This window comes from Microcoleus sp. B6-A1, assembly GCF_036705085.1.
GTDB lineage: Bacteria > Cyanobacteriota > Cyanobacteriia > Cyanobacteriales > Microcoleaceae > Microcoleus.
Map to the genome: position 1 here is coordinate 104,357 of NZ_JAUBTU010000005.1, position 25,965 is coordinate 130,321.

Sequence of the window (25,965 nt, forward strand, 5' to 3'; positions counted from 1 at the left end):
TGTGAAGTTGCACATATCTCGATCCCCCTAAATCCCCCTTAAGAAGGGGGACTTTGAGAAGAATCTTGTCCCCCCCTTATTAAGGGGGGTTAGGGGGGATCAAATTCTACGGGGCCTCATAAAAAATTGGTATAACCTTATGTGTTATCACCAGTCGCTCCCATTCTTGATAAATTGCTTCGGTATCCAACAAGAGAGGAAAAAGCTGTTTTAAGCGATTAATTTCTGCCTCGGCTTCTGTTACAGTACGCCCTAATCCATTTCTCTGGATCGGGCGCGTGCAAACGTTCCAAAACTCGATCAAATTTTGGGGTACGATATAAAGTTGTTCCCCGCGATCGCGCAGAGTAATCACGGCATTAACGGCATCAGGATTCATTGGGTGTGCTGTATCGATGCTACGTAGCAGTATGTTTGTATCTACGAGAAACGGCATTTAACCTCTGTCTCCATAAATGCTCTCTCTGCTAATAGCTTCATCTGAAAGAGTGGGGAGATTTAGGGTACGATGACTATCAACCCATTCTTGAAATGCTATTGACCATTCTGTTGGGGTAGCTGTTTCATAAAATGGACGTTGTTGAGGTTCAATTAGCTGTTTGAGCATCGCATCTAGTAATGGTTTAATCTGATCCGCCGTGCGGTTGGTGATTTTTCCCAAAACTTGAGTAATCGTCTGTATCTCTTGTTCGTGAGATTGCTGAAGATTGTGCAGCATAATTATCCTTGAGTGCAAGTTTTTGGGCTGATGATAGCGGGGTCGATCGCACTTTTTAAATTGATTTTAATATTATAACTCTAGCGCAAAGCCTAGGAAGTAGGCGATTGCTCGTTCCTAGACTCTAGCCCATTGGTGACAACTTAAGACTGAAACCATTGATAAATCTCGCATCTAGCTAAGTCTAGATCCCCCTAAATCCCCCTTAAGAAGGGGAGTAGGGGTTGACTTTGAGAAGACTCTTGTCCCCCCCTTGTTAAGGGGGGCTAGGGGGGATCTGATTTAGCTAAGTCTAGATCCCCCTAAATCCCCCTTAAGAAGGGGAGTAGGGGTTGACTTTGAGAAGACTCTTGTCCCCCCCTTGTTAAGGGGGGCTAGGGGGGATCTGAGCTTAATACTCAAACAGCAGTCTGTGATTGGGTTTGACGTTAAGTTGTCACGAATGGGCTAGAGCCTGGGAACCAGTTAATCCTGGATGCAGGTACTAGGATTTTCTGTCATTGCGAAGGTAGTGAAGCAATCTCAAAGCTGACGCACCTTTCCCAAATCCCAAATCCCAAATGGATTGACACAGGCCCCCCTCTGCGGCTACGCTTTGAAGTTAGAGGTTGCTTTGCTTGTAGAGGAAGTAACCCGCGTCGCCCAAAAATCTAGTTGCACTGCCCAAAGCTGTTGCGAGCAGCAATGGACAGCTAACCGCCAAACTGATCAAAGCAGTCTGGAGGCTAACGGAGTATCTTAACATCCTCTGTAGCCGCCCTGCTATGTGTTGAAAAGCGGGGCGGCTGGGTTTTTGGGTTTTTCTAGAAAACCCAAAACCAGGAGAACATAATTATGTCACAGGAATTCTTGCCTGACGACAACAAATTTGCACGGCCAAATGACGACTCAGCAGCAGAATCGGAACAGGATGTGGTGTGTGTAACGGTGACAGGTTCGCCCAAGGGTGTCAGGGAAACCATACTCACCTTGTACCGCCTGGGATTTGCCCAAGTGGGCGATTGGAGTCCCCTACAACGTGCAGCTAATCCGAAGCAAGTGATGAGTGTGCTGATTCGCCGTCGGAAGCGCAAAGCGTAGGTGTTTGCTCGTTCCCAGGCTAGAGCCTGGGAACACATTCCATGAGCATCTGCCTCCTGTTTTTATTTTTATCCGTTAGCGAGGCAGAGCCTCTGGCTCTCGGTTCCCAGGCTAAGGCCTGGGAACCAGTTAAAACGTATCGCAACTACGATACAAATATATGTAAATAGAATTTATGAGTTGGCAGACAATCTTATGTTCAAAAATTTTGTGATTGGCCTAATCTTCACTGCCGGAGTTTTTTTACCTTCTTTTTCTGATAAAAGCGTCGCTACCCCATTACTCAAAGTTCAAAATTCCCTCCCATATCCGGCGGCTGACAACAATGGAGACTACCGCATAGTCAACGGAAATAGTGGAGTCATGCCTTTTGTGTGGGAAGTCGTAGATCCAGAAGGTTTGAATGTTCGCTGCGAAGATAGAACAGGTGATAGTAACCAAATGGATATACTTAATTCGCCCGTTAATAGGGTTATACCAAATGGAGAAAAATTTGATGCGGTTGGAATTTTTCTTGACCGACGGGGGAAACCTTGGCTATGGGTTGGAAGTCATTCTATGGGCAGGTATCGCTGCTGGGTTAGAGCTAATAAGAATTATGTACAACCATTTCAAAGAATTAATCGCAACATGGAATAGCCTTTTTAACTAAGAATACATCTGAAAAAAACCGCTGCACTATGTGTGTGGCAGGTTTGTATTTGGTTCACAATTCTACTATTTCCCCGCCTACGCCCTGTAACCCTTACAACAAATATCAGGCACGTTACTTGACTAAATCAGGAAACGTTAATTTCCTGATTTAGAGTGTCAAACCTTTATAATTGCCTATCTGTACAGAAGTATCAAAATCAATCAATGCGAATTAAAGATCGTATTCTGATAAATTATAGTTTTTCAAGTTCTCTACCAAAAATCCATCAATACGGCTTAAACGTCCTCTCCAATAACCGTCATAGTTTGGTGATAAAAGAACAGAGTTACTAAATGAAACCTTTGCTTGTTCCAAATAAATAAACTCATGGTTGAGCGATTTCTGTCTATAACTATAGTTAGTCATATATCGACCTAAAAACTTATTTGTATCACCCAAGTCAGGATAAAGAGAATTTTTCTCATGTGTTTCATGAAGTATACCTAAAAAATAAGTGTACTCACTAATCAATTTCCCACTAACAACTATACCTTGAACAAAAAGAGTAATATTTGTATCTAATAAACTCTTATCAGCAAGTTCTACCAGTGCCATTAGAAACAAGTCTGTATCTGATGAAACGAAACTTTTTTCTTTATCCTCTTCTTTTACAAGGTCTACAATATATTCAATCCTCAGTGTAGAATTCTCCTTTTCTCCGATTAAAATTTTAGATTTACTCTTAACCCTAACTTCAAAAGTATAATCTTCCTCTATAAATGAAATATTACTAACATTAATTAACTCACCAACGTCTAAACCCAAATCAAAATTGTAAGTAGCTATTTCTATTAAAGTAGAATTATTTTCATAATATTGAAGTGAATGATTTCTTTTAAAAAAGGCAGGAATCATTATATGTGAGGTAATCATACATAAAGTACCTAAAAAACCGTAAAAAATTTTAACACGACAATATTTAAAAAACATCAACTATTTACATCTTGTAACTTAAAACAAAAAAGCTAGACCACCACCGCTCCAACCGTGCCAGCAGCTAGAACGCGCTAGACCGTGCCACCGCTCCGACCGTGCCAGCCGTCCGACCGCTCCGACCGTGCCAGCGAGACGATCGCCAAACTTGCCAACCATGCCAGCCGTACCAGTGCGACAGTCCGAGCCGTAGCAGTCCTTATGGTGCGACGGTGCAAGCCGTGCCTGTCCTCACCAATCAATCACCCCAAAAGCGCACAACAGCGCGTCTATCCTGCAATTTTGGAGCCGTGCCAACCGTGCCAGCCGTCCGTGATGTCGAGCCGATCGCCCCGTGTCGATCGGACTGCCGCCAATTTTGGAGTCTTATTGGTGGAAAACCCTACTAAATTCGGCAGACATCAAAGCCTGTCTTGCTTTTGCCGCAGACCATGAGAAAACTGATCCGCCTTGGCTACTTTCAACGTCAGGGTTCTTTTTTTCTCACTACTTGCTCAAACCTCTAATCGTGACTTAAACAAACCAGGATTATTTGCAGTTATAATAATGCTTATTAGTACAAAATATTGCTTTATGGACTACCACCACATCATCACAATTGAACCTGGAAAACGCAGTGGCAAACCATGTATTCGGGGAATGCGAATCACCGTCTACGACATCTTAGAATATCTCGCCGGTGGCATGACGGAAGCAGAAATTCTGGAAGATTTTTCAGAACTAACTTCGGCAGACATCAAAGCCTGCCTTGCTTTTGCCGCAGATCGTGAAAAAAAGTTATTTGTGGCATCCCTGTGAAACTACTGTTGGACGAAAACCTCTCAGACAGAATTCTTCAGAGAATTATCGGTTTGTATCCCGATTCTGCTCATGTCAAGACCCTAGGACTGACAAATACTGATGATGCAGAAATTTGGGAATATGCAAAGGCAAATGATTTTGTGATTGTTTCCAAAGATTCTGACTTTCATCAACGGAGTTTACTTTACGGTCATCCTCCCAAATTTATTTATCTCCGTGTTGGCAATTGCTCAACATCTAAAATTGTTCAAATTTTGCGAGATGAAATCGACATCATTAGTCAGTTTGGAGAGAGAGAAGCAGAGAGTATACTGGTATTGTCGTAGCATGAAACCAAAAAAGCAAAGACTGAGGAGCTATTAACTTAAGGACTTTACACGAGTGAAGAAAATATCCAGCAAGTTAAGTTAATATAAAGTTGTTTATCTCAGCTCAATAATCCACTGAAAATGATGAAAGAAGACACCATTAACATCGTTGGTTTTCATGGACATATTTACTTCGACGCTGATAATCGCGATGCCGCAGCGCGTGTACGAGAAGGATTGACTCAGTTTGAGGTGCAGCTTGGGCGTTGGCATGACAAACCCATTGGCCCCCACCCCCAAGCAATGTATCAAGTTGCATTTTTACCAGACCAGTTTGGCAAAGTCGTTCCCTGGTTAATGCTGAATCGTGAGGGGCTCAATATTCTCATTCACCCTGAAACAGGCGACGATGTGGCAGACCACACGAAACATTCTTTGTGGCTAGGAGAGAAGCTAGAGTTGAATATCGAATTTCTGCGACCTAGGACAGGCAACGCCAGCTTATGATCTATCCGCGCGCGAGGCGAAGGCGTGACTTCAGACTGACTTATCACTGATAATAGATAATTAGCCACCGATTTGAGACATGGTGCGGCTATAATTTCCTGTATTTATTAATAATCGTTATAATATCCTTAACAAATGACTGAATAAATGTATGAAAATTAGAGCAATCATCCATCCCGCAGAAGAAGGTGGCTATTGGGCTGAAGTTCCCGCACTTCCTGGCTGCATTACCGAAGGAGATACTATGGAAGAAGTGGTGGCTAATTTAAAAGATGCGATTGAAGGTTGGCTCGATGTTGCTAATAGTCGTGAAGCAATTGCCTCCACAGATAAAGTTGTTGAAATTGCTGTATGAAATCTATTTCAGGGAAGCGACTGTGCAAAATAGTAGAGTATAAAGGTTGGGTTTTGAAAAGAGTAACTGGCAGTCATCATATCTATGAAAACGCCGAAATAGAACAAATTTTGTCAATTCCAGTTCACCGGAATCAAGATTTGAAAGTTGGAACCTTAAGAGCCTTGATGAAAATAGCCCAGCTATCTGAGGAAGATTTACAAAGTTTGTCTTAAGTATAATCTATATCGCGTAGCCTCGATCTTTACCCCACTCTATCCAAGCTGATGCCATCTGTTTTACCCTTCCCCTTTGTTCCGGTTTAATGGGATTTTCACCCGTAATTTCATTCAATGCAGCTAACCAGTAAAGGGGATTTTTTTTCAGTTCCGATAGCAACAGCGGTACGACTTGAGAACCCATATTAATAATTTCCTGATATGCAGGATGCTGAGACATTTGAGCTGTCGAAGACATTCCCCCAACTTCACTCTGCCATTCCGTAGCAAGACTATAAAATTTGTCAATTACCTCGATCGCAATTTCAGCATTTTGATGGCAAATATCTCGATCGGTATTTGCTGCGGGATTTTCTCGTTGCGCGATCGAGCTTTCAATGCTCATCAAGACTAATTCCTCGATGGATACATTCATCTGGGCAGCAACTTTTTGTAGCTTCAGCATCAGCAGGTCTGAAATGGTGATCGAGATGGTGTTCATCGTTAAAAACCTGATTTATAATTAACCACAGAGAACGCAGAGATTACAGAGAGGGGGAGAGAATATCGAGGGAATACTAAAATCGGAATTGATATCACCCGCCGATTTGAGACATGGTGCGGCTGTAATTTCCTTGAGTAGTTCCCGAATCTCGCTGCTTGAAATTAATCTCCGGTTTAATATTCAATATCTGCTGCACTCGATCGCGCAATTCGCCTGTAGACACCCCATTCCGTAAAGCAGTTTTTAAGTCAACTTGACCAGTTTCGTTCAGCAGACAAGGCCGCAGCCACCCGTCAGCAGACAAACGCATCCGGTTGCAGCGATCGCAAAAACACTCCGACATTTGGCTGATAAATCCTAAAGTGCCCTTCGCCCCCGGAATTTGAAACACATCCGCCGGCCCATTTCCGCGCACTCCCGACTCGGCTAACCCGTATTTGTCGCTAATTTGTTGCCGCAATTCTGCCGAAGCTACCCAACCCTTATCGCCAAATAAATCCCCATTCCCGATCGGCATAAACTCAATAAAACGAACGTGCCAATTCCGGTTAATTGTTAACGCCGCTAAATCCAATATTTCGCTGTCATTCACACCGGGAATTACCACAACATTCAGTTTCAGCGGGTCGAATCCAGCTTGATAAGCCGCTTGAATTCCTTCCCAAACCTGCGTCCACCGCGATCGTCCGCGACTACCAATTATCTTATCAAAAGTCTCCGGTTCCAGCGAATCCAAACTAATATTAATCCGGCGCAAACCAGCATTGTAGAGATTTTCCGCCATTCCCGCCAACAAAAAGCCATTAGTTGTCATTGACAAATCTCGCGTTTGGGGCATCGAGGCGATCGACCTTACCAATTCCACCACCCCAGGCCGCAGCAGCGGTTCCCCACCCGTCAAGCGAAACTTAGTAAATCCCACGGGTATAAAAACTTCGCGCAGCAGAGTTAGCAATTCCGAGTGAGTTAACAACTGCTGCTGCAATACATAGTCCAACTCGCTACCTTCCGGCATACAGTAGAGACAGCGGAAGTTGCAGCGGTCTATCAAGCTAATCCGAAGGTAGTCTACGGTATCCATGTCAATAGTTTGTAATATTATTTAATTATAAATGCTGACTCGATTTTCTGCAATTATTGATAAAGAGCAATAAACCTGCATCAAATTCTTTTCACCTTCCCCATCCTCTCTTACTCTGCGCCCTCTGCGCCCTCTGCGGTTAATAAAAAAAATCTCATTCACAAATTTGTATATTTATGTTCTTTGAATTTGAAGCTGACTTTGTAGAAGCCCTGCGCTGTATTCCGATGCAGGTACGTCTCAAGTTAGATACTTGCGGCATTAAATTAAAGTTGCAGGATTGGAATCACTTTACTCAAGCAGAACGTCAAATCCTTGTAGAGAAACCTTGCTCGACAAGTGCAGAAATTCCAGATTACCGAGAAAAGCTAAATCAAATATTAATTCAACAGACAGGCAAACCGGGAACTGATTTGGCGGTTGATGAAAATCCCCCGTGGATGGATGCTGCAACTCTACCAGAGTCTGTTTCTGCAAAAGCGCAAGAGCTCGGCGTGACAATTACTTTGGCACAGTGGGGGAGTTTGCAGCCTCTACAGCGATTTGCATTGATTAAGCTTAGTCGATCGAGCCACGAGAATAAAAACTTTCTCCCGGCGCTTCAAGAGTTTAAGGTTATTGAATGAGATCGAATTTAGAATTAACTCTTGTAGCGCGCAGAGGCAGACAAGGGAGAGTTACCTCATCGATTCGGGCGATCGGCCTTTCTCACTTCTCACTAAGTGAGGCTTACTTAGTGAGAAGTGACAGAACAATGTGTAATAAAGTGCAGTGTGGCGGTGGGAGAGGTAGGGTAAGGTCGATCAGACATTTAACGGGTTGAGGTTTCCGAAGCGCCAGACACCAAATTCCGAAAATATGATTAATTTTATTTTAAGTATTGTTACCGCCGCGTGGTATGATTTTTCTGAGTTTGCAAAGCACTCGCCTGCTACCTGCATTAGTTTCTGAGCTTCGTGAACACGCAAAACACACCCACCGAACCCACACCAGCAACCGAGGATATTCCTCAAGCTGGCACAGTCTCGACAGTCTCGACAGTCTCGTCCGAGACAACGAATCCCATGCAAGACTTTTATCGCCTCCAACAAGAGTTGTTGGCGTACACCCTTGCTTTTACGGCGATTATTTTTATCTCCGTTTGGATTTTTTACTCCCTCAACATTGCCCTGAATTATTTGCTTGGGGCGGTCACAGGTGTGGTTTACTTAAAGATGTTGGCTAGAGACGTTGAACGAATCGGCAGCCAAAATCAACGCATCAGCAAGACAAGGCTCGGTCTGTTTTTCGCGGTGATGATAGTAGGAACACAGTGGAATCAGCTACAGATTTTACCGATATTTTTGGGATTTCTGACTTACAAAGCTGCGCTGATGGTTTACGTGATCCGAAGTGCATTAGCACTAGATTACAGGTAAGTCAGGTAAGAAGAGCAAAACTCAACTCATCGATTTGTATGGGGAAGCCCGTTGAATGGCAATGCTTGACGTTCTAAACACCTTTAATCGTTTCCCCCTCGCCAAATTGGAAGTTGGCCAGCAGTTGTACTGGCAACTCGGCAATCTGAAAGTTCATGGACAGGTTTTTCTAACCTCGTGGTTTGTAATTGCTGTTTTAGTCGTAGTTTCGATTTTAGGAACCAGCAAAATCCAGCGAATTCCCAGCGGAATGCAAAATTTTATGGAGTATGCGCTGGAATTTATTCGGGACTTGGCTAAAAACCAAATTGGGGAAAAAGAATATCGCCCTTGGGTACCGTTTATTGGTACATTATTTCTGTTCATCTTTGTGTCAAACTGGTCTGGCGCTCTAATTCCTTGGAAGCTGATTAAGCTGCCATCAGGCGAATTGGGAGCTCCTACCGCTGACATCAACACGACGGTAGCATTTGCACTGCTGACTTCTCTAGCATATTTTTATGCAGGTCTCAGCAAAAGCGGCTTGGGGTATTTCGCCCACTATGTTGAACCGGTGCCTTTCATGTTGCCGTTCAAAATCATAGAAGATTTCACTAAGCCTCTGTCCCTAAGTTTCCGTTTGTTTGGCAACATTCTTGCGGACGAATTGGTGGTCGGAGTGCTAGTCTTGCTAGTGCCTTTATTTGTTCCTCTGCCAGTGATGGTTCTGGGACTATTTACGAGTGCAATTCAAGCTTTGATTTTTGCTACCTTAGCCGCCGCCTACATAGGTGAAGCTCTAGAAGGCGGTCACGGCGAAGAACACCACGATTAACTAACGATAAACGGCGAAGAATGAAGGAGGAAAAAGAAAATTTCTGAACTCAAACTTACTCCCGTTAAATCGGACAATTCTCTAGACTTTCTGTTCTCAATTTTGTACTTTAGATAAGGAAAATCATCATGGACTCAACAGTTGCTGCCGCTTCCGTAATTGCCGCCGCTTTGGCAGTAGGTTTAGCCGCAATCGGCCCTGGCATCGGTCAAGGAAATGCAGCAGGTCAGGCTGTAGAAGGGATTGCCCGTCAGCCTGAAGCAGAAGGTAAAATTCGCGGCACATTGCTGTTGAGTTTGGCGTTCATGGAAGCGCTGACAATTTACGGTTTGGTCGTAGCCCTAGTGCTATTGTTTGCCAACCCCTTCGCATAATAATTTGAAATTTTAGATTTGAGGTTTTGGCGATTCTAATCCAAAATCTCAAGTCTAAATTCGATTAAGCGAATTAGATAGAAGCCGTCAAAAAATCATGATGCACTGGACAGTATTACTAGCAGTTGAAGAAGCTGCTAAGGAAGGGGGACTGTTTGATATAGATGCTACGCTGCCTCTGATGGCGGTGCAGTTTTTAATTCTAGTCGCAGTCTTGAATGTAATTTTTTACAAGCCGCTCAGCAAGTCAATTGACGATCGCGCCGATTACATTCGCAACACTCAAGTCTCCGCCAAAGAACGCTTGGCAAAAGCTCAGCAACTAGCGCAGCAGTACGAGCAAAAACTGGGAGAAACTCGCAAACAGTCTCAATCAGTAATTGCTGCTGCTCAAGCTGATGCCCAAAAAATTGGGGCAGCAAAAGTAGCTGAGGCTCAACAAGAAGCTCAAGTCGCGCGAGAAAAGGCTGGGCAAGAAATAGAGCAGCAAAAGCAAGAAGCAATGCGCTCACTAGAACAACAAGTAGACGCGCTCAGCGGCCAAATTCTCGAAAAGCTATTAGGGCAGTCGCTGGCCAAATAGCGAGACCGAAGAGTTTTAGATTTTTGATAGAATCTCAAATCTAAAATAGCTTCACCCAATCTGCACGCGCAATTATGGAAGAGTATCATGGGGACTGTTTTATTGCTAGCCACAGAAGCTAGCGGCGAAGGTGGTTTCGGTTTAAATTTCGATATTTTAGAAACCAACCTGATTAACCTGGTCATTATTATTGCAGTGCTGTTTTATTTCGGGCGCGGATTTGTAGGTAAAATCCTGACAGAGAGGCGTTCGGCCATCCAAGAGGCGATTCAAGATGCAGAAAAACGCCAAAAAGATGCAGCAGCAGCTCTAGCAGAGCAACAGCAAAAATTGACTCAAGCGCAAGCAGAAGCAGAACGAATTCGTGCCGCTGCTGAAGAAACTGCCAAGAAAGCAAAAGAAGCAATTCTAGCTCAGGCAGCGCAAGACGTTGAACGGATGAGAGCAACAGCAGGTCAAGAGTTGGAAGCGGAGCGGGAAAGAGCGATCGCCCAACTGCGATCGGCGGTTGTATCTCTGGCATTAGCAAAGGTGGAAAGCCAGCTAAAAACTAGCTTGGACGACGGCGCTCAACACCAATTAATCGATCGCAGCATTGCGTTACTGGGAGGCTAAAACGTGAGTACAGTCAGCACAGAAGTCTTACAGCCTTACGCATCTGCCTTGATGTCACTGGCTCAGTCCAACAATCTCTCAGAGAAGTTCGGCGAAGATATTCGTTCCTTGCTGAGCCTGCTAGAAGGTTCGGAAGATTTGCGTCAATTTTTAGCCAATCCGCTGGTAAAACCGGATGCTAAAAAAGCCGTGATTCAGCAAATAGCGGGTGAAGAAATGAGCCCCTTGATGCACAGCTTTCTGAAGCTATTAGTAGACAAAGGAAGAATTCTTTTTTTAGAAGGAATTGGCAAACAATACTTGGCAAGGCTCCGAGAACTAAACCAAACAGTATTGGCTGAAGTTACATCGGCAGTCCCGCTTTCAGACGCTCAACAGCAGACTGTTCGCGAGAAAGTGCAGGCGATGACCAGCGCTAGAAGCGTAGAAATTGAAACCAAAATAGACGCAGATTTAATCGGCGGTGTGGTAATCAAAGTAGGCTCTCAAGTAATTGATGCCAGCCTGCGGGGACAATTGCGCCGTCTAGGAATTCGCTTGAATTCCTGAGAGTTAATAGCTGATGACTATTAGCTAATTTAATTAGCAGTTAACGGTTGGTAGTTTTGAACAACTGATAACTGACAACTGACAACAAACAACTGACAAAAAACAACTGACATGGCAGCAATCAGACCTGACGAAATTAGCAGCATTATTCGCCAGCAAATTGAACAGTACGACCAAGACGTAAAAGTCTCTAACGTCGGTACTGTTCTGCAAGTAGGCGACGGCATTGCCCGGATTTATGGCTTGGATAAAGCCATGTCTGGAGAATTGCTAGAATTTGCCGACGGCACCGTGGGCATTGCACTGAACCTCGAACAAGATAACGTCGGTGCAGTGTTGATGGGCCAAGGCCTCGGCATTCAAGAAGGTTCGGCAGTTACTGCTACTGGCAGAATTGCTGAAGTCCCCGTTGGTGAAGCAATGTTGGGACGGGTAGTTGATGCTTTGGCCCGTCCGATTGACGGCAAAGGAGAAATTAAAACTACTGAATCTCGCTTGATTGAATCTCCGGCACCGGGGATTGTTTCTCGCCGTTCTGTTTACGAACCCATGCAAACAGGAATTACCGCTATTGATGCGATGATTCCGGTGGGAAGAGGACAGCGGGAACTGATTATCGGTGACAGACAAACCGGTAAAACTGCGATCGCGATCGACACAATCATCAACCAAAAATCGGAAAACGTGATCTGCGTTTACGTGGCGATCGGTCAAAAAGCTTCTACAGTAGCTAACATCGTCAACGTCCTGCAAGAAAAGGGCGCGATGGACTACACGATCGTAGTAGCAGCCAACGCTAGTGACCCCGCAACACTGCAATACTTGGCTCCCTACACAGGTGCTAGCTTAGCCGAGTATTTCATGTACAAAGGCAAGCACACTTTGGTCATTTACGATGACCTTTCCAAACAAGCACAAGCTTACCGCCAAATGTCCTTGTTGCTGCGCCGTCCTCCCGGTCGCGAAGCTTATCCCGGAGACGTGTTTTACCTGCACTCTCGCTTGCTAGAACGCGCTGCTAAATTGAGCGACGATTTGGGCGAAGGCAGCATGACTGCTTTGCCAATTATCGAAACCCAAGCTGGTGACGTTTCTGCTTACATTCCGACGAACGTAATTTCGATTACAGACGGTCAAATCTTCCTTTCTTCTGACTTGTTTAACTCTGGTTTGCGTCCGGCTGTAAACCCCGGTATTTCTGTATCGCGGGTAGGTTCAGCGGCTCAAACTAAAGCAATGAAAAAAGTAGCCGGTAAGGTGAAATTGGAATTGGCGCAGTTTGAAGAACTGGCAGCATTTTCTCAGTTTGCTTCTGACTTGGATAAAGCTACTCAGAATCAATTGTCGCGCGGTCAACGCTTGCGGGAACTGTTGAAACAGGACCAAAGTTCGCCTCTGCCAATGAACGAACAAGTGGCTATAATCTATGCCGGTATTAACGGCTATATGGATGACATTCCTGTGGAAAAAGTCAGCAAGTTTACTGTTGGTTTGCGCGACTATTTGCGGACTAGCAAGCCGAAGTACGGCGAAATTGTTCAAGGCGGAAAGGCCTTGACTGATGAAGCTGAGAAGCTGCTGAAAGAAGGCATCACTGAATACAAGCAAAGTTTCTTGGTTTCTGCGTAATTAGTCTTTAGTCATCAGTGATTAGCGGGTGAAATTGTTAGGGACACGGCTCTTGGAGTGTCCCTAGATTAAGGACACGGCATTGCCCATTGGTGTCAACAAACACGTTAAACCCGCAGTCCGACAGGGGTTAAAACCCCTGTCTCAAAGCAAAAGTCCTCTGAAGAGGACTGAAGAAATTATTAGTCCTCTTCAGAGGACTTTCGCTATTAGACAGGGACTTCAGTCCCTGGCGGGCTTTCGGCTTAAGTTGACACGAATGGGCAGTGCCGTGTCCCTACGGTGGGTTAAAAAATGCCGTTTCTCGATCGCGCACAAGCTTAAAAATTGATGACTAGGAACTAAGAACTCAGAATAAAAGCTAAGAAAAAAGGAGAAAATTATGGCAAATCTGAAAACTATTCGCGATCGCATTAAGTCGGTCAAGAACACTAAAAAGATTACAGAAGCAATGCGCTTGGTGGCCGCTGCAAAGGTGCGCCGCGCTCAAGAACAGGTGACTGCTACTCGACCTTTTGCCGATCGACTGGCAGAGGTATTGTACGGTTTGGCGGAACGCTTGCAGTTTGAAAACCTGGATTTGCCGCTGCTGAAAAAACGCGAAGTGCGATCGGTGGGACTGTTGGTAGTTTCGGGCGATCGGGGTTTGTGCGGCGGCTACAACAGCAACATCATCAGATACGCCGAAAATCGCGCTAAGGAAATCAAAGCTGAAGGCTTAGACTACAAATACGTGTTGGTAGGACGTAAAGCTACTCAGTATTTCCAGCGCCGCGAACAGCCGATTGATGCTACTTACGCTAACTTAGAACAAATTCCCACAGCACCGGAAGCGGCACAAATTGCTGACGAATTGCTTTCTTTGTTCCTGTCGGGAACTGTGGACAGAGTTGAGCTAATTTACACCAAGTTTGTATCGCTAATTAGTTCGCGTCCGGTAATTCAAACTTTGCTGCCCCTCGACCCCCAAGGTTTTGAAGTGCAAGACGATGAAATCTTCCGCTTGACGACGAAAGGCGGAGAGTTTCAAGTATCGCGCGAAAAGGTTGCTGCACCTACTAAGAAGAGTTTGCCCCGCGACATGATTTTCGAGCAAGATCCGGCGCAAATTCTGGATGCTCTTTTGCCATTGTATTTGAACAACCAATTGCTGCGGGCTTTGCAAGAGTCTGCTGCTAGCGAGTTGGCTGCGCGGATGACGGCGATGAATAATGCTAGTGAGAATGCTAGCGATTTGATCGGTAGTTTGACACTGACTTATAACAAGGCGCGGCAAGCGGCAATTACTCAGGAAATCCTGGAAGTTTGCGGCGGTGCTGAGGCTTTGAATGGTTAGGTTAGGGTTGACAATTTGTTGATTTTATGCTATGCGTCTGGGGGAACTCAGGCGCTTTTTTTAAATAATTCGGCGGTTAAAACTGCTTTTACACAAACGAAGTCCCTCTCTAAGAGACTAAGAAGGAGATTGAAGGCGGAGTTGTTATTTCCCGCGTTCTTCTAACCACCGCTGAAATGACTTCTGACTTTCTCCAGATGGTTTACCGAGAATAATATTTTTGATGCTAATATCTTCGTCAATATCAGGCCAGTGGATTCCATCATTTCCACCAATAAATCGCCAATTATTGCGTTCGTTTGGTGTGCTATGCAATAGCCGAGGATACCAAGCTAAAGGAACAGAAATAGTACGACCATCGGATAGATCGACTGTTAGCGCGTCGTCTGTAAGGACTACGTTTTGTGCTTGGGGGATTTCTAGCAACTCAACCATTAAAGAAGTCATTCCAACCTGCTAATAACTGCTGTTGATGTTCTTCAACAAGTTTCTGAATGCCATTGATTTCTGTACGATTGAAGCCTTTATTATTTTCAAGGCGAACTGGACTAAGCCAAAACTTAGCTTCTTATCGATCGCGCTCAACGTGAACGTGGGGTGGTTCATCCCGATCGCCCGCATAGCAGAAGAAACGGTATGGGCCGACTCGGAGTAACGTAGGCATTCAGACTTATTAATCACAAACTGACTTCTCTATTTTAACCGATGCACGAGCTTTCATCTCTGATATAGTCGAAGTATTGAACGCGATTGTGCGATCGTCTTTAAAAAAATGGCAAAAAAAATCTGGATTGTCTACAAAACCGAAAGCATGAGTGCTCCGGGCTGGGAAGAACGTCAGCTTATGCCGAGGGGCGGTCTCACTAATATACTTTGGGAAAATTGGACTTGGGAAGAAAACCCAGAAATTCCTCAAGTAGGGGACAAAACCCGCGATTATGAAAATCTATCTGACCCCGGTAATGGAGTCACCCACGGGAAAGATGGAGATTGGGTAGTTACTCGCGTTCAGCAGTTTTCTGCTTCTGATACTGAGGAGCGAATTGTGGTGTGTTACTGTTCTTACCAACCTGTTACATCTGATTGGGAAGCGCTACAACAAAGCGAGTCTGTCAATCAGATGCTAGCAACTGTCGAGTAATATTATTGACTGGATAATTAGTCTGTAAAAGCGATCGCTCACTCCTGCACAATTTCCACCAAGTCTTCAATCATTACATCAAAGGTGCGAGCCAATTTGTGTATAGAAATAAAGTCAATGGTTGACACTCCCGGACAGCGGGCGTAGTGTCTGACGGTGCTGTAAATTACTCCCGATCGTTCTGAAACTTCTTTCAGCGTCCAGCCTTTCTCGCTAGCTAGTTCTCTGACTTTTAACCTGACTAAACCCATATTTGACAAATGATGGTGTACCATCATCGGATAGTTTTATCCCAAAAAGCGATCGACTACTCTTTGACGACCTCAACCAAATCTTCCACCATCACGTCAAAAGTACGTGCCAACTTCAGCAGACAAGTAAAATCAACCATTGCCATTCCCGGAGAACGTGAATAGGTGGTGAGTGTGCTGTAAATGACTCCCGATCGCTCAGAAACCTCTTTGATCGTCCAGCCTTTCTCAGCAGCAAATTCTTTAACCCGCAATCTAATTAAACCCATTGACAGAAAACTAGATTTAGTTTAGGATAATTTTATCGTAAAAAGCGATCGCCCCAACGTCTGGAAAACTTAAAGACGATCGCTTATCAAAGTTCAAATCCCATCAACTGGGATTTATTAACCATCTGAAATTCCCATCAAGTGGGATGTATCAACCATTGAAAATTCCCATCAAGTGGGATGTATCAACCATGTTAGCAAGCTTTCGACCAAAATCAACCCCCAGACACAGATTGAGCCGGTTTGTGACGAAAGAGGCGATCGCGCGGCTGCTGAAAATCAAGGTAGAACAAATATATCGCTTCGAGTGCTGGGCGCATATCCTGTACGTGCACGCCAAAGGCATGAGTCGGTTTGTCAGTTATGCCGACTTTCCGCCAGTTTTGGGAGTGGAATCGCCCTCTGGTTTAGATTTTGGTTATTGGAAGCGCCGGATAGCGAGTCAGAAGGAGAGACACGCGCCGGATTTTTGGGTGGATTTTTATGCGGCGAGATTTCAGAAAGCTGTTTCTGTTGTTGAATTGTTTGAGTGGGGGGAATTGGTGGGGGTGATTAAGTTTATGTTGCGATCAATAGCCGTGGAGTCGCTGCGAAAGGTTTATGCACAAGAGAAATCTCTGCTGGAACATTTTTAAATTATGACTAAAACACGGGTGATTAGAAACCGGGTTTTTTTGCGAAAATACGGCATCCCAGCCTTTAACTAAGTGAAAAACCCGGTTTCTTTGCTGTGCGTAACTCTCATAAATCCGATCTCTGCCACAAATATTCAAAAATTGGTTCAAGCTCGACTGCAACAGTTATAATTTCTCCATGCGTTTCCCTCTCTATCCCTTGTTAAGCCCATGAGTAACCTTTCAAACATCCCAGGCGATCGCGGGAATTACAGGCTAAGTCCGCTCAGTCTGCGGTTATGCGTTTGGTGGGGTTCCCGCCGTCGGAGTCGAAGTAGGCTTTGATTGAGTTGGGTGATTATGTTTTTAGTCAACTTTATTAGGTGCGATCGCGCAGTTTTAGGGAAGATAATCAAATTGTGGTTTACATCTTACCTAAAAAGTTTTATATTAATTAATTGGAGGTATTTACAATGATTGTTTTTAAAAGATTTGTGATTTTGCAAGACCCTCAAAACAGCTTGGAAAATACAATACATTTTTTATTAAACTGTGAGGAATACTCTTGGGATAAAATTTATTTATTTTCTGCTTTTGTTACTAATGATGGGGTGGATCAAATAGAAAAAATTCTTGTACACCCTTCTTTAAATAAAAATACGGAAGTTATGATTGCTATCGGAACAAAGGATGATTTTAATAAGCCTAGTGATATTCAAAAAATATTAAGTTTATCAACCTCCCAGAAAATCCAGACGAACAATGTTGATTTTATCTGCCCGGAAATTATTGATTATAAATCTCGTATAATTGATGATGAATCTCATAGTAAGGATAATTTTCATATCAAAGCCTATTGTTTTTTAGGTAGTAGTATGAAAGCAAAAAGCTCTAATATAGGTTTTTCGATCATAGGGTCATCTAATCTAACTCAGACAGGTCTTAAAGGTAAGGGAGAATTATGTATTAGTATCCAAAACTTAAATTTAACAAACAAATTGATTGAGCATTTGAAAAATAAATATAGTCACTTGCCTCGGTGGAGTCCAGAAATAATTAGGGAGTATGAAATAAAATATGATAAAAAACACCCTCGTAAAGATCAAGCACCGATAACCAGCACACCACTAGATGGTAAATTCATTGAACTAGGTGTCATTACTGATATTGCTCTTAATGACAAGGCAACTAATCTCGCTAATGATAAGGAGAATATAGATTGTTTCCACTCGTCACCCACAACTCTAGAGCAAGCGAAAGAGGATTTTCGCGAAGGTTCTTTATGTCTCTTATTTTTAACAAAAAACGAGGAATTCCGAATTGTTGAAATCATGCCTTACCTTTCCGATCAAGAAAACACAGAAGGATGTTTTGTAAGATTTAGAGAAAACGTAATTTATAAGCGTTCTGAGGATATTGATGAAATTCTTGCGAATGAAAAGTATAAAATAATATCTGATGCTAAGGATATGGAGGAATTACCTTATGAAATTCTAAAGGATTTTGAAGAAGAAGTTAATGAATATCAGGAATATCAGAAAATGCTCGCCGATCCGAAATATCAAAAATGGATAGAAAAAGGTAAGAAGAAGACGCAATTAGAAATTATTGACAGAATATTAGAAATTGGCGATCCCACTTTAATGAAGAAAGAGCTAGAATTACTCCGTCAATCCATTTAATGTGCCATCATTGTGTTCTCAATACCAACTTAATTTTACAATGGTTATGGGATAAAATCATCGTCTTTACCGGCCATAATAGTAATAGCAGGCTACTTGCAAAAGTGCCATTAATTGTCAGAAAATCAAAGAGAATTTATTGTTTCAGAGTTTATACTCATCTTAAGTATTTGCTAAAAGTTTAAGTAACTTCTTTGCTGGTAAGCCTGTAAGATGGCAGATTGAAGGAACTAGAGATAGTGTTAGTATTAGAGTAATAAGCTGTTTTACATTTAAACTGTGTGTCAAAAATCCATAAAACTCTTGTGGGACGGGCTTCTAGCCTGTCCCGAATTTTCAATTTAAATGCGTAACAGCTTAGTAGAACCTGATGGAAGAGGAATCATTGTATTGACTAAGTGAGAAACCCGGTTCTTTTTCTCAAGTGACTTGGCTCATAATGTGCGATAATTCACCAAAATTTTAAATAACCAAAAATGGTGAATAACGGGACTAACCAAACCCCTGAGCAAAATTCGGCTAATTGTGGCAGTATTGATGAATCAGAAAGAGCTTTTGGTGAAACCGAAAGAGCGATTGCAGAATTTCTAGAAAGAGAGGGAAAAAATGTTAAAGCCTTGGTGGAAAAAACCGATGGAGGTAGAAATCCCGATGCTGAGGTAGATGGAAAATTCACTGAATTCAAAAGTCTAGATGCCGGTGCTACAAGCGCGACAGTAAAAAATCAGATCAACAACTCGATTAGACGAGGCGGACAGGCTAGGGATATAATTATAGATGCTAGGGTGTCTGGGTTGATAGAGGCTGAGGCTGAACGAGGTTTGCAGAGGGCCAAAAATATTACACGCGGGAAAATTGATAGCGTCCGAATTATTGGCGATAGCTATGACATCACTTTTACTGAGTTTCAATAAAGGAGGTTTTTATGTCTCGCACATTAGATATTTTTCTAGACTTTCCGCAGGAAATCGAACAGTTAGTCAAAGAATTAGAGTTTATATTGGCTATAAAATTTGAGCTTTTTTCTGATGGTACTGACAACTGGTATGAGTTTCGCAACTCAACAATTACTCTTACAGTAGGAAAGCATGATTTTGAAAATGATAAAGAGCTCAACTTTGAAGAATACCCTTACAACCTATCAATCAGAGCGCTGAACATCTCGAATGAACTTGATAGAAAAAAGTGGCGAGATGAGTTTGCTAGTTATGTTCTCCACAAGTTGAAAACTACCGAAAGGTATCGTTTAATGCTGGTGGATGACTTACAAGTGAAGTTAGAGGAGTTTGCGCCATTGGTGAAGGTTTGATCGAACATCATACAGGCAAGTTCTGAAACCGATTTGTTAAAGCGAGGAAATAACTATGGTCACTGCTACTGCTGTACAGGATAATTTTACTTTAGAAGAGTTCATCACCGAGCCGCCAGACAACATGGAATTGGTAGATGGCAAACTTGTGGAGAAAAATGGCATGACACTAAAGACGGGTAAAATTCAGTCAAGGCTAAGTCGTTACTGGGGAGATTACAAAGATTCTAGCGGACAAGGAGGAGAAGCTTATGTCGAGGTTCCTTGCCGCACTAACCGACAAATTCGCCGCCCCGATGTCGCCTATCTCACACCCGAATTAGTTGCACAATTTGGCAATCTTGCCACTTTACCCCAAAGTTTCCCTTTAGTTGCCGAAATAGTTTCACCCACCGATATTGCTGAAGATGTCTTTCTCAAAGCACAGGAATATTTAGAATCTAGCTGTCAGGAAGTTTGGCTAGTTTTTCCCGAAAGTCATTTAGTATTTGTGATGACTCAAAATCAAATATTGACATTTAGATCCGGCGATACCGCCAGCACCCAACAAATCCTGATCGGTTTTAGCATTGATGTCGATGGATTGCTAGGTTAAACTAAATTATGAAATCCGAAACTCAGTAGGTTGGGTTGAGTTTACGAAACCCAACACTTTCTGGGATTTGTTGGGCGGAGCATTTAGCGGAGGGTTCGCTGTCGCGGTTCCTGAGCCCTTCGACTACGCTCAGGATAAACTCCGTCGAAGGGCTACGCAACCTACTACTACAATATTCTTAGGTTTATGACCAAGAAAGGGAGTCAAACAAAATGACAACTATCCAATCAATAACAACTGCAATAACATCTCTTTATGAACGGGATTTTTATCTGTGGTTACAGACAACAATTAACTTATTAAAAGAGGGAAAGTTTTCTGAAATAGATTTAGAGAACTTACTAGAGGAACTAGAAAGTATGGGGAGAAGCGATAAGAATGCTTTAAAAAGTAATTCAAGGGTACTTTTAATGCACTTACTTAAATATAAATATCAGCCAGAAAAACGAACAAATAGTTGGGTGTACACCATTCGCGAACATCGTAAACGCATCCGAGATGCCTTCAAAACCAGTCCAAGTTTATATCGTTTTTTTGAAGAGATTTTTAATGAATCTTATCAAGATGCTAGGGAATTAGCCGCAGATGAAACAGGTTTATCTATTGCGATATTCCCCCCAGAGTCTCCATTTACTGGAGAAGAAGTTCTTAATCCTGATTTTTTACCGCCTGACAGCGAGCAGCCTGAAAATCCTGAAAATATTGAATAATTGAATCAGATATCCTTTCCAGTGGTTCTGAAATCAAATTGCTACAATATATTTAATACTCCCCTGTCCCCCTCAGCTCGGACTTGGTTTGTAGAGCCTCCGAATTCTATTCGGTGCTATTTAATCCTTAATATTCCACTATTCTCGGAGCAAACCGCCATGTCAGACGACTTTTCCTTAGACGAGCTTTTAAATAGAAGTTACTACGCCTTCAAAGAGGCAGAAAACCAAGTGGGACAGTGCAATGTTTTAGTCATCGGCAAAACCGGCGTCGGCAAAAGTACCCTAATAAATTCCGTTTTTCGCCAACGCTTAGCAGAAACCGGAGTCGGCCGCCCCATAACTCAAGGCATTCGCCAATATACAAAACCGAATTGCCCAATTACCGTCTACGATACTCCCGGACTCGAACTTAACGCCGAACAAATTAAAGTTATTCAATTAAACGTTGCTAAACTAATTGAAGACCAAAGACTCCTGCACCCCAAAGACCACATTCACGTCATCTGGTACTGCATCAATCACAGCGCCAATAGAATAGAATCTGTGGAGGAAAGCTGGCTAAAAGAAATGGAAGTCAAAGATGTACCAGTGATTTTAGTTTTGACTCAGACGACATCTAAAAAGCCCAGCGAGTTTTTCAAGCAACTGGAACACATGAACTTGCCAGTCAGTCAAATTATCCCCGTCATGGCTGAACCGGAAGAAATTGATCATGATTATACAGTAAAATCTCACGGTTTAGACAAGTTAGTAGATGCAACTTTTCAACTGCTGCCGGAAGTAGCTAAAAAAGCTTTTGTTAAAGAACAAATTGCTAATATTGCGCTCAAATCAGATATGGCATTTAAATATCTAAGTGCTTATGTTGCAGGTTCTGCAATTGTCGGTGCGACTCCTGTACCGTTTGCTGATGCGCCGATTTTGATGACGATGCAAACGGCAATGATTGCTAATATTACTGTGATTTTTGGAATGCCCTTTGATAAGGGCTTTATTTCGGCGATGCTATCTGCTATTAGCGGCGCTGGCGGGGTTACTGCTATCGGCAGAAGTATTGTTACTAATTTGATTAAAATGATTCCTGGTGCGGGTACTGTTGTCGGCGGTGCTATCTCCGGTGCAACCGCAGCAACTCTCACGCTTGCCCTCGGTTTGGCTTACATTGAAGTGCTTAAAGCTTATATGAAAGCTCAAATTAATGGTGAACAACTTTCTTTGCAGCAGTTGACAAAGATGTTTGTGGATTTTTATAAGGATTATGCTAGTTCGGGGCGTAAAACTTTGAAGGACGACAAACCGGATCAACCTAAACCACCCAATCAAATTAATATTGAGTAAATTGGGCATGGGGCATGGGGCATGGGGCATAGGGCATAGGGCATAGGTTATTTTTTTACTCCAACTGAGATATTGCACCATTCTCAATAAGCCTTTTATGAACAGGCTTTCCGGCCTGTTCCACAAAGATATAGATTTTCTTGTGGAACAGGCCGGAAAGCCTGTTGCTGAAAATGGTGCAATATCTCAGTTCCAATTCCTAATTCCCAATTACCCATTACCCATTGATTGCTACAATATGAGTGAATTCTGCAAAAGGGAGTAAATGGCTATGGTAATGGCTGCCGTTTTATCAGAAAATGTTTCTCTAGAAGACTTTATAGCCTGTCCCGCCGATGATATGGAATGGGTGGACGGGCAAATCTCGGAGAAAAATGGCATGACAGTAAAACACAGTCGAATCCAATCTAGACTAGATCGTGCTTGGGGAAATTACAAAGATTCTAGCGGACAAGGCGGCGAAGTGTATACAGAAGTTCCTTGCCGTACTGACAGGCGAGTGCGCCGTCCTGATGTAGCTTATCTGACTCCTGAATTAGTCTCACAATATGGTGATGTTCCTACTTTGCCTCAAAGTCCGCCGTTAATTGCTGAAATAGTTTCTCCTACTGATATTGCGGAAGAGATTTTTCTGAAAGCACAAGAGTATTTAGAGTCGGGTTGTCTGGAAGTTTGGATTGTTTTTCCAGAAAGTCGCTGGATAATGATAATGACTGAAACTCAAAAGTTAACTTTTAACTTGGGTTCTACCGTCAGCACTCAGCTAGTGCTGCCGGGTTTTAGTCTTGCGGTTGATGAGTTGTTGGCTTGAAGGCAAAGATTAATTAGGTATAAGTGCTTTGTGGCACAGTTCCGCCGTGAGGTTTGTAATAATTTGTGAAAAAGTCATTGACAAAATGCCACTCGATCGCCCCAGCCAATTAATAAAAAAAATTATCAATAAAAAATGCCGTTGTAAAATTGCACAAAAGCACAAACAGCGGTAAAATACTCATTGCTTTGTTTGCAAATCTAGCGTAAATTCCAATTGGGGAATTAAAACCAATAATTGATATATGTCTAAGACTTACACTGTTGAATTGATCCACCAAGGCACTACCTATACCGTAGAAGTACCCGAAGATAAACAAATTCTCCGCGCCGCCAACGCCGCCGGCATTGAGTTGCCGAGTTCTTGCAATGCGGGGGTTTGTACTACTTGCGCTGCTAAAATTATTGAGGGTCAAGTCGATCAAGTTGATGGCATGGGCGTTAGTCCCGAACTTCAGGCAGAAGGTTATGTGTTGCTGTGTGTTGCTTATCCCCGATCGAACTTGAAGATAGAAACCGAAAAAGAAGACATTGTGTACGATCGCCAATTCGGTAAATCCTAGGACTAAGCTAAAATTGACCTAAGTACCGTTAGCGGTAAAACCACTATGGATCGCCCTATGACCACCCATTTCATTTCCGCAGAAGTTGACCTCCACGATACCGCCGAGCAACTGCACTCGGCTATTGAAATTGAACTGCAAAAGCACGGCGAACCCCTGCGCTGGGCAGTCACAGACGTGGATGTCGATCGGCAAAAGGCTGTGGTAGAAGGCTACGTGCTCGTGGAAGCATCCCCCGCAACACCGTGAACCCCCGCCCTTTGACAGTGGTTTTGATAGTCCCCACAGGCGTTGGAGCCTCGATCGGGGGGTTTGCAGGAGATGCGCTGCCGGTGGCTAGGGCGATCGCCCAAATTTCAGACACCCTGATCACTCACCCCAACGTCCTCAACGGCGCTCAACTTTATTGGCCCATACCTAACGCTCTCTACGTTGAAGGTTACGCCCTTGACAAATTTGCTGCCGGATGCTGGGGTCTGCAACCGGTACATCAAAATCGCATCGGCTTAATCCTCGATGCCGGCATTGAACCAGACTTGCAGTTGCGCCACTTGCAAGCGGCTGATGCAGCGAGAGCTACATTGGGTTTGAATATAACCGATTGGGTTTTAACCGATCGCCCCCTGCAAGTAGAATTGCGTATTTCCGAATCCGGGGCATCCTGGGGGACGATCGGCAATCCCGACAGTTTATTGCGCGCTGCAGAAAAATTAATCACACAAGCAAGAGTAGAGGCGATCGCAGTTGTGGCCAGATTTCCCGACGATGAAGGCAGCCTCGCCCTCGAAAACTACCGCCGCGGCAAAGGAGTTGACCCCCTCGCCGGCGCGGAAGCTGTGATCAGCCACCTCATCGTCAGGACGTTTAAAATCCCCTGCGCCCACGCCCCCGCCCTGTCTGCGCTTCCCCTCGATCCCCACCTGTCCCCGCGATCGGCTGCTGAGGAAATCGGCTATACTTTCCTACCTTGTGTGCTTGCCGGACTCAGCAAAGCTCCTCAATTGGTAGCGCCAGAAAGCCAGCAGCACAATCAATTATCAATTACCGCCGATCGAGTCGATGCGGTAGTGATACCCGCCACAGCCTGCGGCGGCAGTGCTATTCTGAGTTTGAGTGCGCGATCGTCCGTACAAATCATCGCTGTGGGGGACAACAAAACCCAGATGCAGGCGACTCCAGAAAAACTCGGAATCAAAGCTTTGCAGGTAAACTCATATTTAGAGGCGATCGGAGTTTTGGTCGCTTTGCGAGCCGGCATCAGTCCAGCTTCCTTGGGTGCAGACATCTCCTCCCTGCGTTGTTTATCTGACTAAACCCAACAAATCTCAAATCTCAAACCTCAAATCTAAAAGTGATTAAGTGGCAGAAAAACTTCCCGGAAATCCTGAAATTGAACCCTTGACGCGCACCCAAGTTTTAGTAGCAATGGGCGTGACAGCAATTATGTTGCTGGCGGTTGCTAAATTGTGGTTGCTATTTGGATCGGTATCGCTTTTGCCAGTCAAATTGATAGGAATCGACTTGCTCAAAGGATTTGCGCTCGGACTGGCAATTACAGGCGGTAGTGCGATCGTTTATCAACTCTGGCCGGGTTATCGCCGGAGTGCGGATGTTTACTTGGAAGTAGTGCTCAAACCTTTGTTTTGGCCTGATTTAATTTGGCTGGGACTGCTGCCGGGACTTAGCGAAGAATTGCTATTTCGAGGCGTGATGCTGGCTGCTTTGGGATTGAATGTTACCGGTTTAGTTTTATCGAGTTTTTGTTTCGGTATTCTGCACTTGGGAGGCATGGATCAGTGGCCTTATGCTGTTTGGGCAACGGCTGTCGGATTGCTGTTGGGTTACAGTGTTTTAGCTACTGGGAATTTGTTAGTGCCAATTACGGCTCATATCTGCACAAATTTGATTTCTAGCTGTGTTTGGAAGTGGGAACACAATCTCGTGAAGCGTTAGCTCGATCGCACTACAATATCGAGGTAGGGGCGGGTTTAATGAATCTCTCACTGGATTGGAGACATGGGTGAACCCGCCCCTACGGTAATTATGTCTATTTAACGTGATACCGAGTCAATAAACGTAAATTTTGTAGGGGCGGGTTCACCCGTATCTCTGCTTAGGAATGAGAATTAAATAACTTCCACAAGTTTGTGGGATGGGCGTCCCGCCCGTCCAAAAAGGACGGG

39 protein-coding genes and 1 pseudogene are annotated in these 25,965 nt (G+C 43.7%); 31 read left to right on the forward strand and 9 right to left on the reverse strand.

The features are described 5' to 3' along the window. Positions 1-106: 106 nt before the first annotated feature. Together QUB11_RS03035 and QUB11_RS03040 are read right to left on the reverse strand one after the other, a co-directional pair. Positions 107-436, reverse strand: a complete 330-nt coding sequence (locus tag QUB11_RS03035) for a PIN domain nuclease (protein ID WP_333389695.1) — start codon at positions 434-436, stop codon at positions 107-109. Beyond that, positions 437-718 carry a hypothetical protein gene (locus tag QUB11_RS03040; RefSeq protein WP_333201940.1) on the reverse strand — a complete coding sequence of 94 codons (282 nt, stop codon included), beginning with the start codon at positions 716-718 and terminating at the stop codon, positions 437-439. A 565-nt stretch (positions 719-1,283) separates the two neighbouring features. Here QUB11_RS03040 and QUB11_RS03045 point away from each other — a divergent pair. The 3 genes from QUB11_RS03045 to QUB11_RS03055 all read left to right on the forward strand — a co-directional run bounded on the left by QUB11_RS03045 (position 1,284) and on the right by QUB11_RS03055 (position 2,437). After that, positions 1,284-1,460 carry a hypothetical protein gene (locus QUB11_RS03045; RefSeq protein WP_333389697.1) on the forward strand — a complete coding sequence of 59 codons (177 nt, stop codon included), beginning with the start codon at positions 1,284-1,286 and terminating at the stop codon, positions 1,458-1,460. Positions 1,461-1,552: 92 nt separating this feature from the next. After that, positions 1,553-1,798 (forward strand): hypothetical protein, encoded by a 246-nt coding sequence (locus QUB11_RS03050; protein ID WP_333128634.1) that lies wholly within the window; start codon positions 1,553-1,555, stop codon positions 1,796-1,798. A gap of 195 nt (positions 1,799-1,993) precedes the next feature. After that, the gene (locus QUB11_RS03055) at positions 1,994-2,437 is read left to right on the forward strand and encodes a hypothetical protein (protein WP_333389699.1); all 444 of its coding nucleotides are present in this window, start codon (positions 1,994-1,996) and stop codon (positions 2,435-2,437) included. A gap of 226 nt (positions 2,438-2,663) precedes the next feature. On the opposite strand, the gene QUB11_RS03060 is transcribed toward QUB11_RS03055, so the two are convergent. Next, positions 2,664-3,365, reverse strand: coding sequence for a hypothetical protein (locus QUB11_RS03060; RefSeq protein ID WP_333389701.1), 702 nt, complete (start codon positions 3,363-3,365; stop codon positions 2,664-2,666). A 158-nt stretch (positions 3,366-3,523) separates the two neighbouring features. Here QUB11_RS03060 and QUB11_RS03065 point away from each other — a divergent pair, with 158 nt between their 5' ends. From QUB11_RS03065 to QUB11_RS03090, 6 genes are all read left to right on the forward strand, one after another. Then, on the forward strand, positions 3,524-3,814 hold the full coding sequence (locus QUB11_RS03065) for a hypothetical protein (protein WP_333389703.1): 291 nt from the start codon (positions 3,524-3,526) through the stop codon (positions 3,812-3,814). Positions 3,815-3,998: 184 nt separating this feature from the next. Then, complete coding sequence (locus QUB11_RS03070; protein ID WP_333389711.1) at positions 3,999-4,223, forward strand: DUF433 domain-containing protein; 225 nt, start codon at positions 3,999-4,001, stop codon at positions 4,221-4,223. Further along, a complete protein-coding gene (locus QUB11_RS03075) occupies positions 4,220-4,552 on the forward strand; it encodes a DUF5615 family PIN-like protein (protein WP_333389705.1) in 333 nt (110 codons plus the stop codon). The genes QUB11_RS03070 and QUB11_RS03075 overlap by 4 nt, the downstream gene beginning before the upstream one ends. Positions 4,553-4,675: 123 nt before the next feature. Then, the gene (locus QUB11_RS03080) at positions 4,676-5,041 is read left to right on the forward strand and encodes a DOPA 4,5-dioxygenase family protein (protein ID WP_333383629.1); all 366 of its coding nucleotides are present in this window, start codon (positions 4,676-4,678) and stop codon (positions 5,039-5,041) included. 151 nt (positions 5,042-5,192) lie between these two features. After that, positions 5,193-5,396, forward strand: coding sequence for a type II toxin-antitoxin system HicB family antitoxin (locus QUB11_RS03085; RefSeq protein WP_172184525.1), 204 nt, complete (start codon positions 5,193-5,195; stop codon positions 5,394-5,396). Beyond that, positions 5,393-5,611 carry a type II toxin-antitoxin system HicA family toxin gene (locus QUB11_RS03090; RefSeq protein WP_333102789.1) on the forward strand — a complete coding sequence of 73 codons (219 nt, stop codon included), beginning with the start codon at positions 5,393-5,395 and terminating at the stop codon, positions 5,609-5,611. Before QUB11_RS03085 ends, QUB11_RS03090 begins: the two co-directional genes overlap by 4 nt. Positions 5,612-5,618: 7 nt before the next feature. Here QUB11_RS03090 and QUB11_RS03095 read toward each other — a convergent pair whose 3' ends face one another. Together QUB11_RS03095 and moaA are read right to left on the reverse strand one after the other, a co-directional pair. Next, positions 5,619-6,095, reverse strand: coding sequence for a hypothetical protein (locus QUB11_RS03095; protein WP_333389707.1), 477 nt, complete (start codon positions 6,093-6,095; stop codon positions 5,619-5,621). A gap of 94 nt (positions 6,096-6,189) precedes the next feature. Next, entirely contained in the window at positions 6,190-7,179 is a 990-nt protein-coding gene (gene moaA / locus QUB11_RS03100; RefSeq protein ID WP_333389709.1) for a GTP 3',8-cyclase MoaA, read from the reverse strand. Between the two features lie 176 nt (positions 7,180-7,355). On the opposite strand from moaA, the gene QUB11_RS03105 reads away from it, so the two are divergent. From QUB11_RS03105 to QUB11_RS03145, 9 genes are all read left to right on the forward strand, one after another. Then, positions 7,356-7,805, forward strand: coding sequence for a nitrate reductase associated protein (locus QUB11_RS03105; protein WP_333206949.1), 450 nt, complete (start codon positions 7,356-7,358; stop codon positions 7,803-7,805). A 330-nt stretch (positions 7,806-8,135) separates the two neighbouring features. Further along, the gene (locus tag QUB11_RS03110) at positions 8,136-8,597 is read left to right on the forward strand and encodes an ATP synthase subunit I (RefSeq protein WP_333037348.1); all 462 of its coding nucleotides are present in this window, start codon (positions 8,136-8,138) and stop codon (positions 8,595-8,597) included. A 55-nt stretch (positions 8,598-8,652) separates the two neighbouring features. Continuing rightward, positions 8,653-9,411 carry a F0F1 ATP synthase subunit A gene (atpB, locus tag QUB11_RS03115; protein WP_242717111.1) on the forward strand — a complete coding sequence of 253 codons (759 nt, stop codon included), beginning with the start codon at positions 8,653-8,655 and terminating at the stop codon, positions 9,409-9,411. A gap of 128 nt (positions 9,412-9,539) precedes the next feature. Then, positions 9,540-9,785, forward strand: coding sequence for an ATP synthase F0 subunit C (gene atpE / locus QUB11_RS03120; RefSeq protein WP_242717122.1), 246 nt, complete (start codon positions 9,540-9,542; stop codon positions 9,783-9,785). Positions 9,786-9,882: 97 nt separating this feature from the next. Then, entirely contained in the window at positions 9,883-10,368 is a 486-nt protein-coding gene (locus tag QUB11_RS03125) for a F0F1 ATP synthase subunit B' (RefSeq protein ID WP_333054530.1), read from the forward strand. An 87-nt stretch (positions 10,369-10,455) separates the two neighbouring features. After that, positions 10,456-10,983 (forward strand): F0F1 ATP synthase subunit B, encoded by a 528-nt coding sequence (locus tag QUB11_RS03130; RefSeq protein ID WP_190657386.1) that lies wholly within the window; start codon positions 10,456-10,458, stop codon positions 10,981-10,983. Positions 10,984-10,986: 3 nt separating this feature from the next. Continuing rightward, positions 10,987-11,532, forward strand: coding sequence for an ATP synthase F1 subunit delta (gene atpH, locus QUB11_RS03135; protein WP_333102795.1), 546 nt, complete (start codon positions 10,987-10,989; stop codon positions 11,530-11,532). Positions 11,533-11,643: 111 nt separating this feature from the next. After that, a complete protein-coding gene (gene atpA / locus QUB11_RS03140; protein WP_333102796.1) occupies positions 11,644-13,161 on the forward strand; it encodes a F0F1 ATP synthase subunit alpha in 1,518 nt (505 codons plus the stop codon). A 382-nt stretch (positions 13,162-13,543) separates the two neighbouring features. Continuing rightward, positions 13,544-14,497 carry a F0F1 ATP synthase subunit gamma gene (locus QUB11_RS03145; RefSeq protein ID WP_333102797.1) on the forward strand — a complete coding sequence of 318 codons (954 nt, stop codon included), beginning with the start codon at positions 13,544-13,546 and terminating at the stop codon, positions 14,495-14,497. Between the two features lie 144 nt (positions 14,498-14,641). On the opposite strand, the gene QUB11_RS03150 is transcribed toward QUB11_RS03145, so the two are convergent. Then, positions 14,642-14,944, reverse strand: a complete 303-nt coding sequence (locus QUB11_RS03150; protein ID WP_333206950.1) for a DUF2442 domain-containing protein — start codon at positions 14,942-14,944, stop codon at positions 14,642-14,644. Beyond that, positions 14,925-15,008, reverse strand: a pseudogene (locus QUB11_RS03155) (hypothetical protein); the annotation flags it as partial. The pseudogene QUB11_RS03155 and the gene QUB11_RS03150, both read right to left, overlap by 20 nt. A gap of 261 nt (positions 15,009-15,269) precedes the next feature. Between QUB11_RS03155 and QUB11_RS03160 the strand changes: the two are divergent. Continuing rightward, complete coding sequence (locus QUB11_RS03160; RefSeq protein WP_333206951.1) at positions 15,270-15,638, forward strand: hypothetical protein; 369 nt, start codon at positions 15,270-15,272, stop codon at positions 15,636-15,638. Positions 15,639-15,676: 38 nt separating this feature from the next. Here the strand turns inward: QUB11_RS03160 and QUB11_RS03165 are convergent, their stop codons facing one another. Next, complete coding sequence (locus QUB11_RS03165; protein WP_190735550.1) at positions 15,677-15,889, reverse strand: helix-turn-helix domain-containing protein; 213 nt, start codon at positions 15,887-15,889, stop codon at positions 15,677-15,679. Between the two features lie 56 nt (positions 15,890-15,945). Next, complete coding sequence (locus QUB11_RS03170) at positions 15,946-16,158, reverse strand: helix-turn-helix domain-containing protein (RefSeq protein WP_006631112.1); 213 nt, start codon at positions 16,156-16,158, stop codon at positions 15,946-15,948. A gap of 146 nt (positions 16,159-16,304) precedes the next feature. Between QUB11_RS03170 and QUB11_RS03175 the strand changes: the two genes are divergently transcribed. The 12 genes from QUB11_RS03175 (at position 16,305) to QUB11_RS03230 (ending at position 25,735) form a co-directional block, all read left to right on the forward strand. Next, positions 16,305-16,793, forward strand: a complete 489-nt coding sequence (locus tag QUB11_RS03175) for a hypothetical protein (RefSeq protein WP_333257740.1) — start codon at positions 16,305-16,307, stop codon at positions 16,791-16,793. 452 nt (positions 16,794-17,245) lie between these two features. Then, the gene (locus QUB11_RS03180) at positions 17,246-18,454 is read left to right on the forward strand and encodes a hypothetical protein (protein ID WP_333206953.1); all 1,209 of its coding nucleotides are present in this window, start codon (positions 17,246-17,248) and stop codon (positions 18,452-18,454) included. A 476-nt stretch (positions 18,455-18,930) separates the two neighbouring features. Next, positions 18,931-19,368 (forward strand): CdiA C-terminal domain-containing protein, encoded by a 438-nt coding sequence (locus tag QUB11_RS03185; protein WP_333206954.1) that lies wholly within the window; start codon positions 18,931-18,933, stop codon positions 19,366-19,368. 11 nt (positions 19,369-19,379) lie between these two features. Continuing rightward, positions 19,380-19,763 (forward strand): hypothetical protein, encoded by a 384-nt coding sequence (locus tag QUB11_RS03190; protein WP_333206955.1) that lies wholly within the window; start codon positions 19,380-19,382, stop codon positions 19,761-19,763. 55 nt (positions 19,764-19,818) lie between these two features. Next, positions 19,819-20,358, forward strand: a complete 540-nt coding sequence (locus QUB11_RS03195) for a Uma2 family endonuclease (RefSeq protein WP_333206956.1) — start codon at positions 19,819-19,821, stop codon at positions 20,356-20,358. Between the two features lie 212 nt (positions 20,359-20,570). Further along, a complete protein-coding gene (locus tag QUB11_RS03200) occupies positions 20,571-21,068 on the forward strand; it encodes a DUF29 domain-containing protein (protein ID WP_333206957.1) in 498 nt (165 codons plus the stop codon). A 159-nt stretch (positions 21,069-21,227) separates the two neighbouring features. Beyond that, on the forward strand, positions 21,228-22,409 hold the full coding sequence (locus QUB11_RS03205; RefSeq protein ID WP_333206958.1) for a GTPase: 1,182 nt from the start codon (positions 21,228-21,230) through the stop codon (positions 22,407-22,409). Between the two features lie 271 nt (positions 22,410-22,680). Beyond that, the gene (locus tag QUB11_RS03210; RefSeq protein ID WP_333257742.1) at positions 22,681-23,220 is read left to right on the forward strand and encodes a Uma2 family endonuclease; all 540 of its coding nucleotides are present in this window, start codon (positions 22,681-22,683) and stop codon (positions 23,218-23,220) included. A gap of 244 nt (positions 23,221-23,464) precedes the next feature. Continuing rightward, complete coding sequence (locus QUB11_RS03215; protein WP_333102813.1) at positions 23,465-23,782, forward strand: 2Fe-2S iron-sulfur cluster-binding protein; 318 nt, start codon at positions 23,465-23,467, stop codon at positions 23,780-23,782. Positions 23,783-23,839: 57 nt separating this feature from the next. Next, positions 23,840-24,031, forward strand: coding sequence for a hypothetical protein (locus QUB11_RS03220; protein WP_333054545.1), 192 nt, complete (start codon positions 23,840-23,842; stop codon positions 24,029-24,031). Beyond that, positions 24,028-25,095 (forward strand): DUF3326 domain-containing protein, encoded by a 1,068-nt coding sequence (locus QUB11_RS03225; protein WP_333206960.1) that lies wholly within the window; start codon positions 24,028-24,030, stop codon positions 25,093-25,095. Before QUB11_RS03220 ends, QUB11_RS03225 begins: the two co-directional genes overlap by 4 nt. A 46-nt stretch (positions 25,096-25,141) precedes the next feature. Continuing rightward, entirely contained in the window at positions 25,142-25,735 is a 594-nt protein-coding gene (locus QUB11_RS03230; RefSeq protein ID WP_333206961.1) for a CPBP family intramembrane glutamic endopeptidase, read from the forward strand. The last annotated feature ends 230 nt before the right edge of the window (positions 25,736-25,965 follow it).

What these genes read in the sequence shown, in the direction of transcription:
- QUB11_RS03055 (WP_333389699.1), top strand. Translation starts at nt 1,994, where the DNA reads ATGTTCAAAAATTTTGTGATTGGCCTAATCTTCACTGCCGGAGTTTTT.
- QUB11_RS03195 (WP_333206956.1), top strand. Translation starts at nt 19,819, where the DNA reads ATGGTCACTGCTACTGCTGTACAGGATAATTTTACTTTAGAAGAGTTC.
- QUB11_RS03085 (WP_172184525.1), top strand. Translation starts at nt 5,193, where the DNA reads ATGAAAATTAGAGCAATCATCCATCCCGCAGAAGAAGGTGGCTATTGG.
- atpE (WP_242717122.1), top strand. Translation starts at nt 9,540, where the DNA reads ATGGACTCAACAGTTGCTGCCGCTTCCGTAATTGCCGCCGCTTTGGCA.
- QUB11_RS03175 (WP_333257740.1), top strand. Translation starts at nt 16,305, where the DNA reads ATGTATCAACCATTGAAAATTCCCATCAAGTGGGATGTATCAACCATG.
- QUB11_RS03050 (WP_333128634.1), top strand. Translation starts at nt 1,553, where the DNA reads ATGTCACAGGAATTCTTGCCTGACGACAACAAATTTGCACGGCCAAAT.
- moaA (WP_333389709.1), bottom strand. Translation starts at nt 7,179, where the DNA reads ATGGATACCGTAGACTACCTTCGGATTAGCTTGATAGACCGCTGCAAC.
- QUB11_RS03160 (WP_333206951.1), top strand. Translation starts at nt 15,270, where the DNA reads ATGGCAAAAAAAATCTGGATTGTCTACAAAACCGAAAGCATGAGTGCT.
- QUB11_RS03040 (WP_333201940.1), bottom strand. Translation starts at nt 718, where the DNA reads ATGCTGCACAATCTTCAGCAATCTCACGAACAAGAGATACAGACGATT.
- QUB11_RS03215 (WP_333102813.1), top strand. Translation starts at nt 23,465, where the DNA reads ATGTCTAAGACTTACACTGTTGAATTGATCCACCAAGGCACTACCTAT.
- atpA (WP_333102796.1), top strand. Translation starts at nt 11,644, where the DNA reads ATGGCAGCAATCAGACCTGACGAAATTAGCAGCATTATTCGCCAGCAA.
- QUB11_RS03080 (WP_333383629.1), top strand. Translation starts at nt 4,676, where the DNA reads ATGATGAAAGAAGACACCATTAACATCGTTGGTTTTCATGGACATATT.
- QUB11_RS03210 (WP_333257742.1), top strand. Translation starts at nt 22,681, where the DNA reads ATGGTAATGGCTGCCGTTTTATCAGAAAATGTTTCTCTAGAAGACTTT.
- QUB11_RS03035 (WP_333389695.1), bottom strand. Translation starts at nt 436, where the DNA reads ATGCCGTTTCTCGTAGATACAAACATACTGCTACGTAGCATCGATACA.
- QUB11_RS03170 (WP_006631112.1), bottom strand. Translation starts at nt 16,158, where the DNA reads ATGGGTTTAATTAGATTGCGGGTTAAAGAATTTGCTGCTGAGAAAGGC.
- QUB11_RS03150 (WP_333206950.1), bottom strand. Translation starts at nt 14,944, where the DNA reads ATGACTTCTTTAATGGTTGAGTTGCTAGAAATCCCCCAAGCACAAAAC.
- QUB11_RS03070 (WP_333389711.1), top strand. Translation starts at nt 3,999, where the DNA reads ATGGACTACCACCACATCATCACAATTGAACCTGGAAAACGCAGTGGC.
- QUB11_RS03125 (WP_333054530.1), top strand. Translation starts at nt 9,883, where the DNA reads ATGATGCACTGGACAGTATTACTAGCAGTTGAAGAAGCTGCTAAGGAA.
- QUB11_RS03060 (WP_333389701.1), bottom strand. Translation starts at nt 3,365, where the DNA reads ATGATTACCTCACATATAATGATTCCTGCCTTTTTTAAAAGAAATCAT.
- QUB11_RS03105 (WP_333206949.1), top strand. Translation starts at nt 7,356, where the DNA reads ATGTTCTTTGAATTTGAAGCTGACTTTGTAGAAGCCCTGCGCTGTATT.
- QUB11_RS03095 (WP_333389707.1), bottom strand. Translation starts at nt 6,095, where the DNA reads ATGAACACCATCTCGATCACCATTTCAGACCTGCTGATGCTGAAGCTA.
- QUB11_RS03130 (WP_190657386.1), top strand. Translation starts at nt 10,456, where the DNA reads ATGGGGACTGTTTTATTGCTAGCCACAGAAGCTAGCGGCGAAGGTGGT.
- QUB11_RS03190 (WP_333206955.1), top strand. Translation starts at nt 19,380, where the DNA reads ATGTCTCGCACATTAGATATTTTTCTAGACTTTCCGCAGGAAATCGAA.
- QUB11_RS03185 (WP_333206954.1), top strand. Translation starts at nt 18,931, where the DNA reads ATGGTGAATAACGGGACTAACCAAACCCCTGAGCAAAATTCGGCTAAT.
- QUB11_RS03205 (WP_333206958.1), top strand. Translation starts at nt 21,228, where the DNA reads ATGTCAGACGACTTTTCCTTAGACGAGCTTTTAAATAGAAGTTACTAC.
- QUB11_RS03180 (WP_333206953.1), top strand. Translation starts at nt 17,246, where the DNA reads ATGATTGTTTTTAAAAGATTTGTGATTTTGCAAGACCCTCAAAACAGC.
- atpB (WP_242717111.1), top strand. Translation starts at nt 8,653, where the DNA reads ATGGCAATGCTTGACGTTCTAAACACCTTTAATCGTTTCCCCCTCGCC.
- QUB11_RS03220 (WP_333054545.1), top strand. Translation starts at nt 23,840, where the DNA reads ATGACCACCCATTTCATTTCCGCAGAAGTTGACCTCCACGATACCGCC.
- QUB11_RS03200 (WP_333206957.1), top strand. Translation starts at nt 20,571, where the DNA reads ATGACAACTATCCAATCAATAACAACTGCAATAACATCTCTTTATGAA.
- QUB11_RS03165 (WP_190735550.1), bottom strand. Translation starts at nt 15,889, where the DNA reads ATGGGTTTAGTCAGGTTAAAAGTCAGAGAACTAGCTAGCGAGAAAGGC.
- QUB11_RS03090 (WP_333102789.1), top strand. Translation starts at nt 5,393, where the DNA reads ATGAAATCTATTTCAGGGAAGCGACTGTGCAAAATAGTAGAGTATAAA.
- QUB11_RS03145 (WP_333102797.1), top strand. Translation starts at nt 13,544, where the DNA reads ATGGCAAATCTGAAAACTATTCGCGATCGCATTAAGTCGGTCAAGAAC.